The organism is Saccharibacillus sacchari DSM 19268 (assembly GCF_000585395.1).
In the GTDB taxonomy this organism is placed as follows: Bacteria; Bacillota; Bacilli; order Paenibacillales; family Paenibacillaceae; genus Saccharibacillus; species Saccharibacillus sacchari.
Genome location: NZ_KK073875.1, coordinates 3,919,396 through 3,934,806, shown reverse-complemented (window position 1 = coordinate 3,934,806; position 15,411 = coordinate 3,919,396). Strand labels below are relative to the sequence as shown.

Genomic DNA, 15,411 nt, shown 5'->3' with positions numbered 1-15,411 from the left:
AAGATGAAGAAGATTAGTATTGTTTTGAAACTGTTCGGAGTGACGTCGCTGGTTACGCTGAGTATCTTCGCTTTGATTCTGATTGCGCAAAGCTTGTTTTTCGAACGCTTTTATCAGACAGTGAAGACGGACGATTTGGAAAAAAGTATGCGCGATTTTAGCGTACAGTATGCGGAAGCGGGTAATGACCCTGTTGCGACGGCGCGCATTCTTGGGCAATTCACGAATGAAAACAAAGCTTCGCTCGCAATCTTGAATACCGGTTTCGAACGCCGAAGTCTTGATCCTTATTTCATTTCTTTGCAAACCTCTGATAACAAACCGATCACGCTTCTATTATCCTCGGAAGGGATGACCGCTTCGGACGTCCCTTCCGGCCTTCGGGTAGGCGAGGAGCTGGTGGCGGACGGAATCTACATGGATGAGCGGGATACGTTGATGCAACCCGTTACGCTGCAAAGCGAGGAGCCTCGGCCTGAAAGCGGATTTGCTCGTGCAAAAGGGACTATTACCGAATTGGTGCTGCCGGAGAACCAAGAGTTTAATCCTTTTTACGCGAATACGAGAATCGACGAAGCGTTGACGGATTGGCGCAATGCCGACTCTTCAGATGTGGAAAAGCGCGTAAGTTCCGGCGAAACGCTGACCAGCGAATGGAACGATGATTGGAGCGGGATTCCTTATTTACGTATTTTAGTTCCGATTTTAGATGAGCAAGGGAAGCCGGAGGGTTACGCGTTTGCTTTGGCATCTCTTCAACCTTTGGGCGAGGCCGTTGGAATGCTCCAACGCTACTTCGTGTATCTGGCGCCTATGATCGTGGTCGTTTTGCTGTTGTTATCGTTTGTCTACTCTCGGATGGTGTCTCGTCCATTGATTCGTCTCAGCCTGACCTCGTCGCGTATGGCCGCGCTTGATTTTACGCCGGATGAAGGCAGGGCGATTCGTTCGCATGACGAGTTCGGCGAATTATCTCGCAATCTGGATACATTGGGACATAATCTCGACGCGGCACTGCGCAAGCTGTCCGAAACCAATACCGCGCTGGAACATGAAGTCGAGGAAAAAGTGCGTGCCGAGGAACTGCGCAAAGAATTGATCGCCAATATCTCGCATGAGTTGAAGACGCCGCTGGGGATCGTGAAAGGCTTTGCGGAAGGGTTGCAAGACGACGTGGCCGCGGACAAACGCGAACGTTATCTGCAACTGATCGTCGGAGAGACGGATCGCATGAACGCCCTGATCATGGACATGCTCCAGCTTTCCCGTTTCGAAGCTAAAGCAATTAAGCTCAAGCCGGAGAAAATGGATATGGCCGTTCATGTGCGTTCGCTGCTTGATTCGTTGACCGAACAGATCGAGAGCCGACGTCTGAAGGTGCATCTAATCGGCGAAGCTCAGCTTCAGGTCATTGCCGACCCGCGCCGAATCGATCAGGTGCTGATCAACCTGCTCAGCAATGCGGTTCGGCATGCGCGCGAAGCGGGGGAGATCCGAATTTCGTTGCGGCGCTTGGATTCTGAAGTTGCAGAGATCATGATCGAAAATGACGGAGAACCGATTCCGAAGGAAGACCTGGAGCGGATTTGGGAACAATTTTATCGGGCGGAACGTTCCCGGGATCGTCGTTCCGGCGGGACAGGGTTGGGACTCGCCATCGTCAAGCATATTTTGGAGCTGCATGGAAGCGATTATGATGCGGCGAATACAGAGAAAGGCGTTGCTTTTCGTTTTACATTGCGCGAAGCTTCAGCCGTAGAAGAGGAGAGGGAAGAGCATGAATAGACACCCCCGGTTAGCGAGCATCGCCTTGGTTGCCGGAATGCTTATGTTAAGCGCCTGCGGGCAAAATGCGGCTCCGGCAGAGAACGTTTCGGAAGGAACTGCCGTTACGAATCCATCGAACGAGGCGTCTCAGAATACGGAACCTGCTGACGAAGCCGATGCGGCTGCCGATCAAGGAGCAGAGGATGAGGATTCGCAAATTCTGGTCGTGCTCGATCAGACGGAGATGCCGATCGAGAGCGGAGGCTTGACCTTCTCGTTTAAAAAGATACCGCAAGGTTATGCGCTGCGCGAAATGCAATGGCACGGTGAGGGAGACCCTGTAATCACGACATACGAGCAAGCACGGGAAAACGGAGCAAGCGGCGGAGACGGCTTTTACATCAGCGGCGACGGACAATTTTCCGGCTTCCTGTATCCCAATGAGCAAAAAGGAGAACAAGGTGAGATTTCATTCGTGTTCTCCAATGATGCCGGACAAGAAGCAACCTGGTCAAAAGAGATCACGCTTCAATAAACAAACCCTCTTAAACGATGGAAAGTTGCTTTTTCCCGATGGATCGCGTACACTTGCCTACAACAACTACCCATAACAAAAGCTAAGAATGGAAAGAGTAGCCCAAACAAGAGTCATCTCAGCGAGCCGGCGATCGGTGCAAGGTCCGGCATGACGACGTTCGGTGAATGGGTCCATTCGCTTCGGTCTGAACCCCGCACTCTGCGGGCAGTAGGCGCCGACGGCTTCCCTCCGTTATCTCGGGGAACCCCGTTAGTCGTCTTGACGGGTCCAAGAGCAGTCGATTTCGGCTGAAATTCGGGTGGTACCGCGGAGCGTATCTAGACACTTCGTCCCTTTAACGGGGATGGAGTGTCTTTTTTGCGTTTTTTATCGGGTAATTGTTCAATTGAATTCAAGGAGAGAATAAGAATGAGTACAAGCAAACGCATTTTATCCGGCATCAAACCAAGCGGTGATCTGAACATTGGAGGCTACGCAGGCGCGCTTAGTCAGTTCGTAAAGTTTCAGCATGAATTTGAGAGTTTCTTTTTCGTGCCGGATCTTCACGCCGTGACCGTTGCTCAAGATCCGAAAGAGCTGCATCAGCGTTCGCGTGAGATTGCGGCGTATTACGTGGCGGCAGGCATTGACCCGGAAAAATCTACGATCTTCCTTCAATCGCAAGTTCCCGCACACGCCGAGCTTGGATGGATCATGGAGACGCAGGCGCATTTCGGCGAGCTGAACCGGATGACGCAGTTCAAAGAGAAGTCGGACGGAAAAGAAGGCGTCAGCGCATCGTTGTTCACGTATCCCGCTCTGATGGCTTCGGACATTCTGCTGTACCAAGCGACCCATGTCCCTGTAGGCGAAGATCAGACGCAGCATTTGGAATTGACGCGCGACTTGGCCAACCGATTCAACAGCCGCTTCGGCCAAACGTTCATCGTACCAGAAGCCATCGTCCAAGACATCGGCTGCCGAGTCATGGGGCTGGATGATCCACACAAAAAGATGAGCAAAAGCAACCCGAATCAAGCCAGTTATATCCTGATGTTGGACGAACCTGCCGCGATCCGTAAAAAGTTCTCTCGCGCGGTGACCGATTCAGACGGACAGGTACGCTACGACTGGGAGTCCAAACCCGCCGTCAGCAATCTGATCGAACTGTACTCCCTGTTCGCCGAAGTCTCTACCGAAGACGTAGAACGCCGCTTCGACGGACAAGGTTACGGAGCTTTCAAAAAAGAACTGGCCGAAGTCGTGATCGCCAAACTGCAACCGATCCAGCAGCGTTTCCATGAAATCGTGAACTCGCCAGAGCTGGACGAGATTTTGAAGCGCGGCGCGCGAAAAGCGAACGAAGAAGCGGGGAAAACGCTGTTAGCGGCGAAGAAAGCGATGGGCTTCGTCACGTTCGATTAGAAGCTTGTCAATTTTAAAAAAGTGCACGAAAATCCCGTCCTTAAATCCTTGAAACATGAAAAAGGGCGGGGTTTTCGTTTGCGGAAAAGAATATTCAACTCCATATAGTTTACATAATTATATTATCGTTAACTGCCGGGAAAATCCAGTACAATCAAATCCGATAAGGTCTGAATGAAAAACTTTCCGTCTTTGACGAAAGGCAAGCCGAACAAATGAGATCTCGTCGGAAGCATGCCCCATGCACGGCCGCTTTTCTTATCAAAGACAAAATCTCCCGCAACGCGAACTCCGGTTACCGCAACATGTGCAGGAAGATCGGCGGACGAACGGGCGTCTGGAGATAAGCCGTAGTTTTCGGTTTTGACGATTTTGCCAGTAGCCGGATCTATACCAAAAAAATGGGTACGAATATTATCCGCTGTGCTTGAAACGACTACTGTTCTTCCGTATTACCCGACCAGTAACCGTATTTCGGGTTATGACTTCCGGCAGCCCCGCTTGGGGAGCCGTATCGGTTAAAAGGCTAAGCAAAACAAAAAGCCGCTCCGAGGAGCGGCTTTTTGTACGATTAGGCCTTCAACCAAGCGTTCGCCAACAGCAGAGCGCCCTTTTTCGCATTCGTTTCGGCCATGACGTTCAGCATCACGAAGTCGTGAATAATCCCTTGGAAACGAACCGCCGTTACCGGAACGCCGGCTTCGCGGAGTTTGTTCGCATAGGCTTCGCCTTCGTCGCGCAGTACGTCGGCTTCGCCCGTAATGACCAGCGCTTCCGGCAGACCTTGCAGCTGTTCGGTTGTCGCGCGCAGCGGGGAAGCCGTGATTTGGTCGCGTTCAGCCGGATCGGTCGTGTATTGATCCCAGAACCACTTCATGCCTTCTTTCATCAAGAAGTAGCCTTCCGCGAACTGGTTATACGATTCCGTTTCGAAGGAAGCGTCCGTGACCGGATAGAACAGCAGCTGCTTCGCGATTTTCGGACCGCTGCGTTCTTTCGCCATCAACGTGATCGCTGCCGTCATGTTGCCGCCGACGCTATCGCCGCCGACGAAGAGCTTGGAAGTATCGAAGCCTTCGGCTTCGCTCTGCGAAGAAATCCATTCCAGCGTCGCGTAAATTTCTTTGATCGCGACCGGATATTTGTTTTCCGGGGAACGGCTGTAATTCGGGAAGACGACCGCGACATCCGAACCTACCGCCAATTCGCGAATCAAGCGATCATGCGTATGCGCGTCGCCGAATACCCAACCGGCGCCGTGGATATACAGCAGAACGGGCAGCGTGCCGGTCGTACCTTTCGGACGCACGATTCGAATCGAAACTTCGCCTTTCGGTCCTCCGGCAATCGTTTTGTCTTCGATATCGACATCGGGCTTGAACACTTCGCCGGACTGAACTTCGTCTACCGTTTCGCGACCTTTTTCCGGACCGAGATCGGGCAAGAAGGGAGGCTTCGAATTGTCGTCTGCGAATTTCTGGGCTGCGGGTTCAAGTACGGGTTTCTTGGCGTCTGTCATGGATAAAGCTCCTTTCGGGTGCGCGTTGCACCTCGGCAAATTGGGATTCGGATCAACAAGCTGAAAGTACGGAAGTTCTGAGGAAACGAAACTCTTCGTAATGATATAACGCAAAATTTAATTTTTTGAAACAGAATTAAATTCCAAATTATGGTTTTTGAAGTTCGATTTTATCTATTTATTTTGTCAAAGCCGCCGGACGTTTGATCACGATCAGTTTGTTTTCCGCCTGAACGATCGCCATATTGCCTGCAAGCAGCGTTTCTCCGTATGTGCGCCCTCCGGCACGAACGACGCCCAACGTTTTTCCGGACGCGATATCGATCAGGTACAATTGTCCGTCGCTGAGTCCTACATAAGCGCCGTTTCCTTTCAGGTCCAGACGGGAAACCGGATTATCGGACATCGCGTAACTTTGGGACATCTTCCCGTTAATCGGAACGGATTGCAGCTCCAGTCCTTTTTGCACGAAAAACCGATTGAGATAAGGGCCCGCCAAAAAATCGCCCCGGTCTTCGTAAAGCGCAGGTTGCGTATTGTCGGGTTGTTGATCCAACTTGAAACGATATAAGGCCGAAGAAAAGCCTTCGAGTCTGCCTTTTTCATACCGGGGCATCGCGATATAGACATTTTCCTGATCGATTACGATTTGTTGCGCGCTTTGATACAATCCGTCTTCCACTTCGACATACTTGTACGTAGCGGTCGTTTTGCCTGTTTTGACATTTACTTTATCGAGTATCGCCGCATGATCCATATTGCCGGTCAACGACTGCTCCCGCATATAAATATGACCTTTTTGATAATGAAGCACTGGTCCGTGGCTGCCGCCGAGCACCCAAAGTTCTTTGCCCGTTTTCGGATCGTAGCCGTTGTAAAAATCGACGGTCAGCGCTCCGCTTACTACGGCAGATGTCACCAGCACGCCGTCGTAAACGCCTTGAACGGACGGCCCGCCGTATTCGCTTTCGGTCGACTGTTTCCATAATCGTTTGCCGGTTGCGGGATTATAGGCTTGAAGCTCGCGCGGCCCGCCGATATATAAGGTTCCGTTAACGAGCTTTGCCGTAAATCCGTCAGTTTGAGCGGCGAAGCCGGTTTTCGTTTTCCATAACGCCTTACCGGTCTTGGCGTTTAATCCGACCAACATTCCTTTGGAGTCAACGAAATACAGAGTTCCGTTGCCCGTAATCAGTTCGGAAGCGGGAATAAAAGCAGCCGTCCAGACCTTTTTTCCGGTTGCGGCATTCGCTGCTTCCAAGTTGTTTTTAGCGGGATAAACGACCAGGTTTCCCGAAATGACCGCTGAAATTCCGGGATTCGACGTAAACGTATTGACGCTCCAGACAGGCTTAAGCTCGGAAATGGTTTCGGATTCAGAAGAGTGAATGATCGGATTGACGTAAGATGTAGCGGGAGCCGCTGCGGAAATAGGAGCGAGCGAAAAAAGCAGGCCTGCCGAAATTAAAATAGCGCTGGAACGTTTGAAAGGGATCATAAGGAGTTCTCCTTTTTTTATAGTTTGAAAATATGTTTACATAATATTAATTATGTTATAATAACCGCTTTATTATTTAAAAAAAAGATTTAAAAATGAAATCAGGAAAAGAACAAGTGTCGACCAAATGCTTTTGTCCGCTTGCATCCAATGTTCACCTCCTGCGTTCCATTTTTTACCTTCCTTATTATTGACGCTTGATCTTCTTCTTTTGTTACTTCTCAATCTTGTGAAATCGATTTAAAGCTTGCATAACGCGGCCCGATTGATTCACAATATTATAGAAGTCACTTTTTGAACAAGCAGAAGCGGAGCGATGCAGGAAATGGCAACCATTCGGATTCCCGACGATGAGGTGCTTGAGGATTATGCCGAGTATCTGGAAGCGTTCCTGATTTGGATGCAGGACGCGGGATATACGGACTATACGCAAAAAAATTACTTGAGCGACGTGCGGCAGTTTTTATTGGGATTAAGCGGAAAAGAGCTGGACGCGGTGAAAAAGATTCATGTGATGTCCTTCCTGTCCAATGCCAGAAGGAACGGATCGGGAGACGCCACGCGGAACCGCAAACATGCCGCGATTCACTGCTTTTATAAAGCATTAATGGAATTGGAAATGATCGAACACAATCCGGCGATCGGAATCAAAAAGGCTAAGACGGAAAAGAACCGCGCACCCGTGTATATGGATGAACGACAGATCGGCGAATTTCTCGAAGCGGTCGACGGCAAGTATCGGGAACGCAACTTGGCAATTTTTTTGCTGATGGCTTATATGGGGCTTCGGGTCGGCGAGGTGCACGCGCTCAACGTTTCCCATTACAATGCGGAGCGGCGGACGCTGCAAGTGTTCGGCAAAGGGCGCAAATGGCGTACGCTGCCTGTACCGGAAGCGGTAATGGGCGTGCTGGAAGAAGCGATCTCGCAGCGGCTGTCGCCGTGGACGGATCGAGAGGAAGCGCTGTTCGTTTCGCAGAAGGGACGCCGGATGTCGATTCGAGCGATCCAGCAGTTGGCGGCCGATACGTTCGATCGTTTTCAGCAGGACTTGGAGCCGCATCAGCGAATTCCGTATTCCAGCCATAAGCTGCGCCACTCGTTCGCCACGATGCTGCTGCGTCGAGGGGCGGATCTGCGGACGGTGCAGGAGATGCTCGGCCACTCCTCGATTCAGACGACGACGGTATATACCCACGTCTCGAATCGGGAAAAGGAAGAGGCGATGAGCCGATTGGATGTTAAGCTACCGGGCAATTCGGGTAAAAACGGGTAGAGTATATTCGATAAGGAGGCGGTACGTATGGGATTTAATCTTGGAGGTTTGGGAGACGCGTTTAACAAACTGAAGCAGGGGGACCTGAGCGGCTTAAGCGAAATGGCCAATAAACTTCCGCTTAACGAAATTCTGCAAAAGCTTCCGCTGGACCAATTGCTGAATTCGGAGTTTTTGCAAAAGTACACGCCGTTCAAGTCCGCTGCGGAAATGCTCCAGAAATTCGGCATCGGCGGCAGCGACCCGAACGCGCTTCAGAACGTTCATCCGCAGGAATTGGACGAGAAGGTCAATGCCAACACGCAGTTCGGTTCCATGAAGGAACTGCTGCAAAAAGGATTGGAATTCATGCAGCAGCGCCAGGGAAAATAAAACATCCGAGATCAATCAGCGCGGCCTACGTCGATAACGGCAGGTCGCGTTTTTTTTATCTTTCAACGAATTTTCTTTCTGAGATTGTTCATTTTTGACGGTCGTGCTATCGTAGGCAGACAAGCAATTTGCTGCCGGAAAGCGATGGGCATGACAAGGCAGCCATTACCGCCTTCCGAATGCGCCCGGCGTAAATCGGAGGCAGAAGGGGTTTAAAGAATTATGCGTTTTGATATTGAATTTTTATCGTTTTTCGTCATTCAGGTGGAGGGCCGGGAAGGCCAGGGCGCGAGAGGCTACAAGCATTACCAGACCATGGACGATTACGATTACGAAGATAGTCCCGTGAAAAAATTTCTCGACAGCGAGTTCTCTCGGATCGCGAAACGCAAAGTGGAAAAGAATCCGTTGACCGAGCAAGCTCCGACCAAGATCGGCACGTTTATCGTCGAACCTGGCTACGAGCTGGACAGCAATCCCAACTTCAATATGTTCAACCGGATGCGGACCGCCGACGGCAAAGAAGATTTCAAAAATGCCTGCGACGATCTGGTGCGAAACTACCTGGACACCGGATCGGTTCGAGGAGGCGCATTGGTACTGACCCGTGCCAAAATGCCGACCCATTCCGACGATCCGTTTATTTTCGTGATGAAATGCGACTTCGAGAATAAGATCGCGCGCATTTCGGACGAGCAGAATCTGATTGACGAAGTCGAAATGGCGATCAGCACGAAAAGCATCAAATCGATCATGTACCCGCATATGCCGGAAGCCGGGATGACGGAGGACTGGGAACTCAAGATCCACCAACCTTCGCACGCGCGTTATTTCGAGGACTTTTTGAAATTCGTCGTCTACGAGCAGTCCATGCCCGAGATCGTGAACGATCGAGTCATGGAATTCGTGCAGACTTACGTCGAAGAAAAGTGGCCGGACGAAACGAGCGAAGAACGCCAGCGCGAAGAACACGATCTGGAACTCTGGACAGCCAGCGACAAGCGCGATATCCAGCAAAAATGGGAACCGGAACAGGTGATGGAAGCAGCCGAGCGGATCACGGAATTCCAGCCGGATATCGAGGTTCGTTTTAAACTGGGCAATTCGCAAATCAAAGGTCTGCTGGCCGACTTCGGTTACGGGGTGCATATCACGCGGCTGAATGGACGCTATGCCGTTATTTTGGAAGGCGAATCGTTTGTGTTCGACAAGGGGCATTCCCCGATCGAGCTGCTTCAGCCGGAAGACTTCGAGACCGTGGCGAAGCGCCTGCTTGAACGACGGGAAGAACCCGGAGATGACGGTCTGCCTTATTAATAGGTAGAGGGGGAGAAGCCTTTGACCAGACCTAACAACAAAGACTCGCGATCCAGAGTTCGAAAAGAAGGCTTCGGCGGCATACGCTTTTTGTCGGATGAAGAGAGTTCGCATTATGCGGCTCTGGCGGAAGAACATCTTTCACGCGTGAGGCCCGATATCAATCCGAAAGACTTGTTACCGATTCGCGCTGTTGAGTTGGATAATGACGAAATGCGGTTGGAGTATGCTCGGCATCACTGTGAAATTCCCTTTTACCGCGGTCCCCAATTGTTTATCCGCATGAAGGCTTCCGGCGAACTCAGCGATTTGAAAACAGACTGGGCACCTTGTCAGTTCGAATCGGAGCCGATGGATCGTCCGCCAACGTCGATCCAGGTACCGGAGGACCATTCGTGTATTCGAAGCGCCTATGCGTTGGATGTATCTGCCGTGATTCCTTTTTACCTGTTCCCCCCAAGACTCTATGATCAAAATGGCAAGCGCGTGCTGCAAGGAGAAAAGCTGGGTCCCTGGGAATGGATTGACCTGCGCGGAGGGAGTTCTTCAGCGAAACGAAGTGTTTCAGCGCCCATGCGGCCTCTCCAGGGGCGTATTCCCGTCTCCGATTCCAGAAGACCCGAGCCGCTGGATCGGGATGAGCTGAGACGTGCTCGCAGCGCCGTGCTGGATTATCTGCTGCGCTCGACAAAACCGCGGGCTTATCGCTGGGCTTTTCTCGCAGGCAGGCAGCTCTCCTCGTTCCGGGCGGCAAGTGGCGGATTTGCCCATGTACGCGTTTATCGTTTGGTGAACGGGCTTCCCGTGCTTGGGGCTTGCCTGGATTTGTATGTCGAGCGTCGCAGCGGAAAGCTCGCGGCCGCGTCGGACGAACTGCATTTTCGCCGCTTGCGTCCCGAACGTTTCGCCGAAGCCTTGTATAAACCTAGGTTGTCGGAGAATGAAGCCTGGGAGAAGCTCAAAGAGCATATTCGGGTTCTGCCGTATTACGTGTGCCAAGGCAGGGATTCGAACGGAGTGGAGCAAGCTTCCCTGGTATGGATTGAAGAGAGCGAATTCGTCTGCGATGCGTCTTCCGGGCGCTTGCTGCGTGCGGAGATTGTCCGCGTATGATAGTCGAACCTGCCGTCTTGCGAAAAAAGCGAAGCCCCCAAACTCTCCATGGAGAGCTGGGGGCTTTTTACACGCGGGAAAGCTGATTTTACAGATTGACTTTCGCGATTTCCGATTTGAGCTTGTTAGCCGAAGCGTTTAGCAGCTCAAGCTCTTTGTCGTTCATCGGAATCTCCAGGTGCTCGCGCACGCCGGTGCTGTCAACGACGCAAGGCAGGCCGAGATAAACGTCGGAAATGCCGTGATAGTTATCCAACAAGGTCGAGACGTTGAGAACCGAGCTTTCGTTCTGCAAAATCGCGGTTACGATCCGGTCCAGCGCAAGGGCGATTGCATAGTACGTCGAGCCTTTGGCATTGATGATCGCGTACGCCGCGTTTTTGGTGTTTTCAAAGATCTCGTCCTGCGTGCTTTCCGACAAGGCCAGATCCGCGCCGGCAACGTTCGCCATGCTCCATACCGGAAGCTCGGAATCGCCGTGCTCGCCGATGATATGCGCGTGGATGCTTCGCGGATCGAGGTGTTTTTGCTGACCGATCAGATAACGGAAGCGGGCGCTATCGAGCAGCGTACCCGAACCGATCACGCGATGAGCCGGCCAACCGCTCTTCTTGTACGAAACGTACGAGAGAATATCCACCGGGTTTGTCGCGACGAGAATGATCCCGTTGTCGTTGTACTTCACGATATTGCCGATGATTTGGTCGAAGATGCCTGCGTTGCGGTTGAGCAGATCGATACGCGTCTCGCCCGGACGCTGGGCTGCGCCTGCCGCGATGATAATCACGGCCGCGTCTTTGCAGTCGGAATAATCGCCGGCCCATACTTTCACGCCGCCGACGAACGGCAGACCGTGATTCATGTCCAGTGCCTGGCCCAGTGCCAATTCCTTGTTCACGTCAATCAAAACGAGTTCGGTCATGCGCTGCCTCAGCAGCAGGGTATAAGCGGTAGTTGCTCCTACGTCGCCCGTGCCAATCACGACGACACGGCGGGAACGCGAGGATGGGGTAGTCATGTCCAAATCACTCCATTTCTTCAGGATATGGGATGGGAGGAATAAAAAGACCCTCTCAACTTTGTAACCAGTTTACACGCTAACAAGCAACATGTCACGGAATTGTGGCAAATGTCTTTGCGCGAATCCTGTCGAGTTTTGTTATAATGATAAAATGTTTGAACAAGTATCCGGGATTACTGCGGTGAACCGGCGGAAAAGAGGTTGAACGATTATGCGCGGGTTTGCGATTCTGCTCGGATTCAGCCTGGCCGGCGTGCTGCTGCACGATGCGTTGCATCTTCCGTTACCGGGCAATGTTATCGGTTTGTTGTTGTTTTTGGCTGCATTATTCGGAAAAGTCGTGAAGTTGGAATGGGTCGAACAAGCCGCGAACTTATTGACGGGGCATCTTTTGCTATTTTTTATCCCCTACGTGATCGGAGCGGCGGCACTGATTCCGTTTCTTGGCAACAATGCTGTGTCGATCGCGGTTGGCATAGTGGGAAGTACATTTGCCGTGCTATGGGTGACCGGAACGGTTGCCAAGAAAACGCAGCCGAAGCAGAAGGAGGTTGCCCAGGATGGAAAACTTTCTGCATGATCCGCTTTTTGGTCTTACTTTAACAATAGGCGCTTATGCTCTTGCCAGAGGGATCCAGACGAGATTGCCTTGGCTGCATCCGATCCTGAGCAGCAGCGCGATCATTCTGATTGTTCTGGCTTTGGTACGCTTTCCGATCGCCGATTTTCAAGGCGAGGTCGGGCTGTTGACGAGCCTGCTCGGCCCGGCGACCGTGGCGCTCGGGGTGCCGATTTACAAGCATCGCAAACTGATTCGCGAGCGGCTCAAAACAATCTCGGTTTCCGTGCTGGCGGGATCGATTACGGGCATCGTCAGCGCGGGACTGCTCGTATACGTCACCCGCGGCTCGCATGAGGTGCTGCTCAGCATTTTGCCGAAATCGGTCAGTTCGCCGATCGGAATCGAAATCTCCAGATCGCTGGGCGGAACGCCGGAGCTCTCCGTAATGTTCAGCGTCGTAACGGGCGTTCTCGGAGGCGTGTTGGGTCCGGCTTTTTTATATCGACTCGGTCTTCGGGATCCCGTCTCGTTCGGCTTGGCGATGGGAAGCGCCGCGCATGGTTTCGGTACGGCGCGCAGCTTGCAGGAATCGGAAACGGCAGGCAGCTTCAGCGCGCTCGGCATGGGGCTTTCGGGAATCGTCACCTCATTATTGTTCGTCCCGATTTACCTCTGGATAGGGTGAGGCGAACGCAGTTGCGAAGGCTATGGCCTTTTATGCTATAATGACGAAGGAATTGCGCTCCGTGCGACATTATTCGAAACTCAAAGGGGGCGGCTGCAATGCGGATCAGGCAAAAGGTGTTGCTGCCTCTGCTTGCTATGCTGATTGTGCTGGCCGGATGCACAAGCGACTCTTCGACCGAAGACGCGGCATCCGAACCGATAGTGCAGACGAATACGGCCGATGATGATGGAGGCCAGGAAATTACGCTTGTCGAACCCGAAGAGGGCGGCAGCGCCAATCAATATGAAGAATACGTGGTGCAGACCCGGTTAACGGAGATGCATCTATTTGACGGGAAGACCGGAATGGCTTGGGGGCTTACCCGAAGCGCGCTTCGGATGTACTTAACCGAAAATAACGGCAAGAACTGGACGCCTTTGTCGCCTTCCGAACAAGTGACGTTCTCCAATGTGCCCGAGTACGGAAAAGAAATCTTTTTCACGGATACGAAGCACGGCTGGATTGTCCGCAGTGCGGGAATCGCCGAAGAAACGCTCGTTCTGCGCACCTCCGACGGCGGAGAGAACTGGGCGCTTGCGACATTGGGACGTACCGACGAATTGCCTGTTGCGTTATCTTTCAGCGATAACGACCGCGGCTGGCTGCTGACAACCAAAACGTCTTCCACTGCGGGCCGCGAGGATAAGACGCTCTATCGGACGTTGGACGGGGGAGAAAGTTGGAATACGGTCATGCGTACCGCAAGCGATTTCCAACCGAGTGGTTCGGGAAATCCGTTACCGGATATCGGCTACGTATCGGGCATTCATTTCGAGTCCAACGGCAGCGGCTATGCCACGATGCTGGAACTGGGACGCCCTGCGCTTTATCGAACCAAAGACGCCGGACGCAACTGGTTTAAATCCTCGTCGTTTTTCGCGGGAGAAGAAAATCCGATCGGCAGTTGCGATGCTTACGTAAGCGGGAAACCGCAAGCGTACGAGACCTCGGCAGGTTCCTGGGTAGCCGTAGGCTGCAAGCAGCGCGACAACGTCCAATATCATGGTTATTTCACGCAAAATAACGGAGTAGCTTGGACACACGTGGCTTTCAAGCTTCCTGTCCAGGAATCGCTCAATCTGCAAATTGCTCCGGTATTTACCGATCGTCTAAAAGGATGGATTCCGATCGGCTCGCAGTTCTATCGCACGACCGACGGCGGACAAAACTGGAAAGCACTTCCCAAAAACGACAAACTCGTCGAAAACATGGAGAAGTACCCCGAGATCTTCCAAGTCCAATTCGTCGACGATCAAGTCGGCTGGCTGCTGATCGGCAAAACCGAATTGAGACGTTCTCTGCTTCTGCAAACGTTGGACGGCGGCGTCACATGGCATGTGATTTGATTCGAGAAAACCCTGTCCGTTGAAAGATGCTTGGGCGCTGCGGGGAAAATTACAAGCATAGGCTTCCGAAGTGCATTTCTTCGAAATGCTTCACAATCCGCTGTCTCACTCGGAAAACTAGATTGAAATTTAAGTTGAAGGTTTTCCGAGTTCAAAGGCGTATTGAACTGAATTTTCCCCTCCGCTGTACGCTTCATTTCGGGAAGGGATTTTCTAGGGGGTGGGGTTGTCCTAAATAAGGACAACCTTTTTATTTTGTCTAATACTTCGATGTTATTTAAAAAATAATTCGAACAATAAGTGTACTTATGCAGTAAAATCGCATGAGTGCATTTATTGTGCTTTTCGCCTTTATCTTTTTATAAAAAAGCGAAGGAGAAGCGGAGGGAGAAATTCAGTGAAATACAGGATTTCGAAGAAAACCTGAGGTAACATTAAGTTTTATGTTGACGCCTTTGAACCCGGAAAGATTCCTTATTCAAATCCAATTCAACTTTCCGGGTGAGACAGCGTCTTGTGAAGCATTTCGAAGAAATGCACTTCGGAAGCCTATGCTTGTAATTTCTCCCGCAGCGTCGCACGTCAGCCACACAACGAACAGAAAAGTTTAATTTATTTCAGATAATGTGAAAAAAATCACATTATCTAATCGAAAAATCTGTTATTTTTTAAATATAAAGAATGCAACAAAACAAAACGACAACTCAAACAACCCTAAACTTAAATTAAATCGAGGAGTGATCCACATGACCACCGCAACTGCTCAACTGACTCGTAACTACCTGAACCTTTGCTATAACTGCGAAGACGCACATCTCTGCGAGACCGAAGAACAATGCTTGGCTTGCTGGGCTGAACAAGGACTGCTGAATAACGAAGAGAACGAAAATGCAGAAACGAATCAACTGCTGAACATGTACTACGCGTAACGCCGACACCCGGATGTGCAGA

At 51.5% G+C, this 15,411-nt stretch carries 14 protein-coding genes and 1 other annotated feature; of the genes, 11 read left to right on the top strand and 3 right to left on the bottom strand.

Annotation, left to right across the window (positions count from 1 at the left end; all coding sequences use genetic code 11):
* Positions 1 to 3 precede the first annotated feature (3 nt).
* The 3 genes from SACSAC_RS16995 to trpS all read left to right on the top strand — a co-directional run bounded on the left by SACSAC_RS16995 (position 4) and on the right by trpS (position 3,709).
* A complete protein-coding gene (locus SACSAC_RS16995; protein WP_051507533.1) occupies positions 4 to 1,785 on the top strand; it encodes a sensor histidine kinase in 1,782 nt (593 codons plus the stop codon).
* On the top strand, positions 1,778 to 2,302 hold the full coding sequence (locus tag SACSAC_RS16990; RefSeq protein ID WP_037288548.1) for a hypothetical protein: 525 nt from the start codon (positions 1,778 to 1,780) through the stop codon (positions 2,300 to 2,302). The genes SACSAC_RS16995 and SACSAC_RS16990 overlap by 8 nt, the downstream gene beginning before the upstream one ends.
* Before the next feature lie 75 nt (positions 2,303 to 2,377).
* Positions 2,378 to 2,642: a binding site (T-box leader), on the top strand.
* Between the two features lie 71 nt (positions 2,643 to 2,713).
* Positions 2,714 to 3,709, top strand: a complete 996-nt coding sequence (trpS, locus tag SACSAC_RS16985) for a tryptophan--tRNA ligase (protein ID WP_037288545.1) — start codon at positions 2,714 to 2,716, stop codon at positions 3,707 to 3,709.
* Positions 3,710 to 4,280: 571 nt separating this feature from the next.
* Here trpS and SACSAC_RS16980 read toward each other — a convergent pair.
* Both SACSAC_RS16980 and SACSAC_RS16975 read right to left on the bottom strand, forming a co-directional pair.
* Positions 4,281 to 5,228, bottom strand: coding sequence for an alpha/beta hydrolase (locus SACSAC_RS16980; protein WP_037288543.1), 948 nt, complete (start codon positions 5,226 to 5,228; stop codon positions 4,281 to 4,283).
* Between the two features lie 178 nt (positions 5,229 to 5,406).
* Complete coding sequence (locus SACSAC_RS16975; protein ID WP_037288541.1) at positions 5,407 to 6,726, bottom strand: outer membrane protein assembly factor BamB family protein; 1,320 nt, start codon at positions 6,724 to 6,726, stop codon at positions 5,407 to 5,409.
* A 325-nt stretch (positions 6,727 to 7,051) separates the two neighbouring features.
* Here SACSAC_RS16975 and SACSAC_RS16970 point away from each other — a divergent pair, with 325 nt between their 5' ends.
* From SACSAC_RS16970 to SACSAC_RS16955, 4 genes are all read left to right on the top strand, one after another.
* Positions 7,052 to 8,002 carry a tyrosine-type recombinase/integrase gene (locus SACSAC_RS16970; protein ID WP_084778145.1) on the top strand — a complete coding sequence of 317 codons (951 nt, stop codon included), beginning with the start codon at positions 7,052 to 7,054 and terminating at the stop codon, positions 8,000 to 8,002.
* Positions 8,003 to 8,029: 27 nt separating this feature from the next.
* The gene (locus tag SACSAC_RS16965) at positions 8,030 to 8,374 is read left to right on the top strand and encodes a hypothetical protein (protein ID WP_037288537.1); all 345 of its coding nucleotides are present in this window, start codon (positions 8,030 to 8,032) and stop codon (positions 8,372 to 8,374) included.
* A gap of 222 nt (positions 8,375 to 8,596) precedes the next feature.
* Positions 8,597 to 9,691, top strand: a complete 1,095-nt coding sequence (locus SACSAC_RS16960) for a DUF3900 domain-containing protein (RefSeq protein ID WP_037288535.1) — start codon at positions 8,597 to 8,599, stop codon at positions 9,689 to 9,691.
* A gap of 21 nt (positions 9,692 to 9,712) precedes the next feature.
* Positions 9,713 to 10,804, top strand: a complete 1,092-nt coding sequence (locus SACSAC_RS16955) for a hypothetical protein (RefSeq protein WP_037288533.1) — start codon at positions 9,713 to 9,715, stop codon at positions 10,802 to 10,804.
* Positions 10,805 to 10,892: 88 nt separating this feature from the next.
* On the opposite strand, the gene SACSAC_RS16950 is transcribed toward SACSAC_RS16955, so the two are convergent.
* Positions 10,893 to 11,822 (bottom strand): L-lactate dehydrogenase, encoded by a 930-nt coding sequence (locus SACSAC_RS16950; protein WP_037288531.1) that lies wholly within the window; start codon positions 11,820 to 11,822, stop codon positions 10,893 to 10,895.
* A gap of 214 nt (positions 11,823 to 12,036) precedes the next feature.
* On the opposite strand from SACSAC_RS16950, the gene SACSAC_RS16945 reads away from it, so the two are divergent.
* The 4 genes from SACSAC_RS16945 to SACSAC_RS16930 all read left to right on the top strand — a co-directional run bounded on the left by SACSAC_RS16945 (position 12,037) and on the right by SACSAC_RS16930 (position 15,389).
* Positions 12,037 to 12,405: a CidA/LrgA family protein gene (locus tag SACSAC_RS16945; protein ID WP_037288529.1), complete on the top strand. Its 369-nt coding sequence runs from the start codon at positions 12,037 to 12,039 to the stop codon at positions 12,403 to 12,405.
* On the top strand, positions 12,386 to 13,072 hold the full coding sequence (locus SACSAC_RS16940) for an LrgB family protein (RefSeq protein WP_037288526.1): 687 nt from the start codon (positions 12,386 to 12,388) through the stop codon (positions 13,070 to 13,072). The genes SACSAC_RS16945 and SACSAC_RS16940 overlap by 20 nt, the downstream gene beginning before the upstream one ends.
* A gap of 98 nt (positions 13,073 to 13,170) precedes the next feature.
* A complete protein-coding gene (locus SACSAC_RS16935) occupies positions 13,171 to 14,460 on the top strand; it encodes a VPS10 domain-containing protein (RefSeq protein WP_037288523.1) in 1,290 nt (429 codons plus the stop codon).
* Positions 14,461 to 15,206: 746 nt separating this feature from the next.
* Positions 15,207 to 15,389, top strand: a complete 183-nt coding sequence (locus tag SACSAC_RS16930) for a hypothetical protein (RefSeq protein WP_037288521.1) — start codon at positions 15,207 to 15,209, stop codon at positions 15,387 to 15,389.
* The last annotated feature ends 22 nt before the right edge of the window (positions 15,390 to 15,411 follow it).

Coding starts and splice junctions, on each gene's coding strand:
- SACSAC_RS16960 (WP_037288535.1), top strand. CDS start 8,597: ATGCGTTTTGATATTGAATTTTTATCGTTTTTCGTCATTCAGGTGGAG.
- SACSAC_RS16980 (WP_037288543.1), bottom strand. CDS start 5,228: ATGACAGACGCCAAGAAACCCGTACTTGAACCCGCAGCCCAGAAATTC.
- SACSAC_RS16975 (WP_037288541.1), bottom strand. CDS start 6,726: ATGATCCCTTTCAAACGTTCCAGCGCTATTTTAATTTCGGCAGGCCTG.
- SACSAC_RS16935 (WP_037288523.1), top strand. CDS start 13,171: ATGCGGATCAGGCAAAAGGTGTTGCTGCCTCTGCTTGCTATGCTGATT.
- SACSAC_RS16990 (WP_037288548.1), top strand. CDS start 1,778: ATGAATAGACACCCCCGGTTAGCGAGCATCGCCTTGGTTGCCGGAATG.
- SACSAC_RS16970 (WP_084778145.1), top strand. CDS start 7,052: ATGGCAACCATTCGGATTCCCGACGATGAGGTGCTTGAGGATTATGCC.
- trpS (WP_037288545.1), top strand. CDS start 2,714: ATGAGTACAAGCAAACGCATTTTATCCGGCATCAAACCAAGCGGTGAT.
- SACSAC_RS16940 (WP_037288526.1), top strand. CDS start 12,386: ATGGAAAACTTTCTGCATGATCCGCTTTTTGGTCTTACTTTAACAATA.
- SACSAC_RS16945 (WP_037288529.1), top strand. CDS start 12,037: ATGCGCGGGTTTGCGATTCTGCTCGGATTCAGCCTGGCCGGCGTGCTG.
- SACSAC_RS16930 (WP_037288521.1), top strand. CDS start 15,207: ATGACCACCGCAACTGCTCAACTGACTCGTAACTACCTGAACCTTTGC.
- SACSAC_RS16950 (WP_037288531.1), bottom strand. CDS start 11,822: ATGACTACCCCATCCTCGCGTTCCCGCCGTGTCGTCGTGATTGGCACG.
- SACSAC_RS16995 (WP_051507533.1), top strand. CDS start 4: ATGAAGAAGATTAGTATTGTTTTGAAACTGTTCGGAGTGACGTCGCTG.
- SACSAC_RS16965 (WP_037288537.1), top strand. CDS start 8,030: ATGGGATTTAATCTTGGAGGTTTGGGAGACGCGTTTAACAAACTGAAG.